Annotated in this window: 4 protein-coding genes; 2 read left to right on the forward strand and 2 right to left on the reverse strand. The window is 70.9% G+C overall.

The window, feature by feature from the left end; all coding sequences use genetic code 11:
• Positions 1-258 (forward strand): DnaJ domain-containing protein (locus tag N5096_RS14395; RefSeq protein WP_267665501.1); only part of this gene is annotated, 258 nt, incomplete at its 5' end.
• Positions 259-306: 48 nt separating this feature from the next.
• On the opposite strand, the gene N5096_RS14400 is transcribed toward N5096_RS14395, so the two are convergent.
• Positions 307-1035: a molybdenum cofactor guanylyltransferase gene (locus N5096_RS14400; RefSeq protein ID WP_267665502.1), complete on the reverse strand. Its 729-nt coding sequence runs from the start codon at positions 1033-1035 to the stop codon at positions 307-309.
• 270 nt (positions 1036-1305) lie between these two features.
• Here N5096_RS14400 and pdxS point away from each other — a divergent pair, with 270 nt between their 5' ends.
• On the forward strand, positions 1306-2214 hold the full coding sequence (gene pdxS / locus N5096_RS14405) for a pyridoxal 5'-phosphate synthase lyase subunit PdxS (protein WP_267665503.1): 909 nt from the start codon (positions 1306-1308) through the stop codon (positions 2212-2214).
• An 88-nt stretch (positions 2215-2302) separates the two neighbouring features.
• Here the strand turns inward: pdxS and N5096_RS14410 are convergent.
• Positions 2303-2609: hypothetical protein (locus tag N5096_RS14410; RefSeq protein ID WP_267665504.1), on the reverse strand; the 307-nt coding region annotated here is incomplete at its 5' end.

Consider the following 2609-nt stretch of genomic DNA (forward strand, 5'->3'; position numbering starts at 1 on the left):
GGGGGATTCGGCGGCGCGGCGGCCGGCGGGCCCCGGGGCGCGGGCGGACGGCGCGACCCGCGCGACCGCGCGCCGCCGACCGGCGGGATGACCGAGCGCGACGCGTACGAAACGCTCGGCCTCGACCAGACCGCGGATCAAGAGGCGATCCGCGAGACCTACCGAGAGCGGGCGAAGCGGCTCCACCCCGACGGCGAGGACGGCGACGAGGAGGCGTTCAAGGAGCTGAACGAGGCGTACGAGGTCCTGAAGAGCTGAGCGGCGTCGGGCGAGCGTTACTCGCGGTCGTCGGCGTCGGGACGGACGTTACTCGCGGTCGTCGGCGTCGCGGTCGGCGGGACCCCTGTCGCCGAAGTCGCCCGTTCCGAGCGTCGCCGCGATCGCGGCCTCGGCCTCGGCGAGCTCTTCTCGGGTGTTGACGTTCGTGAACGTTCGCTCCGTCGTCCGCGAGCGGATGGTCTCGTCGTCGACGACGGCGCGGTCCAGCTCGGCTAAGGGCGCCACCACCTTTCGGTCGCCGCGGGCGAGCGCGCGGTCGCAGGCGGCGGCCATCGCGTCGGCGCAGTAGACAGCTTGCGTCGTCTGGAGCCAGCGGTCGTCGAGCCGCGGGACGGCGGCCTCGTGCCCCCCGGCGTCCTCGCGCAGGGACGCGAGGAATCCGGGGTCGACGAACGGCATGTCGCAGGCGACGACGGCGACGTAGTCGGACGCGGCGGCCCGGCAGGCGTTGCGGATCCCGGCCGTCGGTCCGAGGTCCGGTTCGTCGTCGAGCGCCCACGTCACCGGGAGCGGGAGCCCCTCGAGCGCGGCCGCGATCGACCCGCGCTGGTCGGGCCGGCAGCTGACCGTGAACTCGTCGACGACGGGGTCGCCGCCCGCGGCGCGGGCCGCGCCCGGCGGGACCGGATCGTCGGTGGCCGCGAGCCGGTCCGCAACCCGGCGGATCATGGGGGTGTCGGCGAGCGGGGCGACGGCCTTGTCGCGGTCGCCGAAGCGGGTCGAGCGCCCGCCGGCGACGATGGCTCCGGTCGTCACGACCGGATCTGTGAGGGGCGGAGACTTGCCCGTTGCGGTGGCATCGAGGAGGGCGCGGTCGCGGTGGGGTCGCGCTGGGGTCGGAGTGCAGTCGCGCTGGGCTCGCGGCGTAGCTTCGGGGACGGTGAGCGGTCCGACTTCGGGGACAGTGAGCGGTCCGACTTCGGGGGCGGTGAGCGTCGGGGCTTCGGCGTCCTCTCGGTGCCGGCAAACGCCGTCGTTTCCGGGCGAAAGCGACCCGTTAAGTGGTCGGCGACCTATGGATATTGTATGGCAGAGGCCACCGATTTGGAGGAGCTGAAGCGGGGGACCGAGCTGGTCAAGCGCGGCTTCGCGCAGATGCAGAAGGGCGGCGTTATCATGGACGTCGTCAACCGCGAACAGGCCCGCATCGCCGAGGACGCCGGCGCGGTCGCCGTGATGGTGCTGGAGCACGTCCCGGCGGACATCCGGAAGCGCGGCGGCGTCGCCCGGATGCCCGACCCCGAGCGGGTCCCCGAGGTCATCGACGAGGTCTCGATCCCCGTGATGGGGAAGTCCCGCATCGGCCACCGCAAGGAGTCGGAGATCCTGGAGTCGCTCGGTGTCGACATGATCGACGAGTCGGAGGTGCTCACGCCCGCCGACGACGAGTACCACACCGACAAGCGCGACTTCGCGTCGCCGTTCGTCTGCGGCGCGCGCAACCTCCCGGAGGCGCTCCGCCGCATCCGCGAGGGCGCGGCGATGATCCGCACGAAGGGCGAGGCCGGCACCGGCGACGTCAACCAGGCGGTCAAACACCAGCGCACGATCAAAAACCAGATCCGGACGCTGATCGGGCTCAACCACGAGGAGCGCGAGAAGTGGGCCCGCGAGCACGGCGCCCCCCGCAACCTGGTCCACGAGACCGCCGAGGCCGAGCGGCTCCCGGTCGTGAACTTCGCCGCTGGCGGGATCGCGACGCCCGCCGACGCCGCGCTCATGATGTACCACGGCTGCGACGGCATCTTCGTCGGCTCCGGCATCTTCGGCGCGGAGGACCCCGCGGCGATGGGCCACGCCGTCGTCGAGGCCGTCAACAACTGGGACGACCCCGACGAGCTCGCCCGCATCGCGAGCGGCACCGGCAAGGGGATGAAGGGCCAGTCCAACGAGGACATGGAAGAAGAAGAGAAGCTGCAGGGCCGCGGCGTTTAAGTAGCGAACGTTTCGGCTCCGGCGATCGATCGCTTTTAGGCGGGTTCCGAACGCGTAGCGACACCCGAAGCCAGTTTCGAATGTTCGGCTATTCATTTATAAGCAGATGATACTGAACAGGCCGAGAATACCTCCAAAGCCCCAGCCGCTCGCTTATAAATAGTTGACACCGGATCGGCGGAAAACACCTCCAAAGCCCCAGCCGCGAGGACTCGGTGCGCTCGCTGCGGCCCTCGTCACTCGCGTCGCTCGTTCCTGCGGTCCTTGCGTCGCGCGCCTTCGTCCTCGCGGCAGCGAGGCGCTTCGCGCCTCTGGCAGCCGGCGGCAAAGCCGCCGGCGACTGCCCCTTTGAGTCCCACCCGACCGCACCGCACAGCACCTCACACCTCCCCAGC

Source organism: Halorubrum yunnanense (assembly GCF_026586675.1).
GTDB lineage: Archaea > Halobacteriota > Halobacteria > Halobacteriales > Haloferacaceae > Halorubrum > Halorubrum yunnanense.

What these genes read in the sequence shown, in the direction of transcription:
- pdxS (WP_267665503.1), top strand. Translation starts at nt 1,306, where the DNA reads ATGGCAGAGGCCACCGATTTGGAGGAGCTGAAGCGGGGGACCGAGCTG.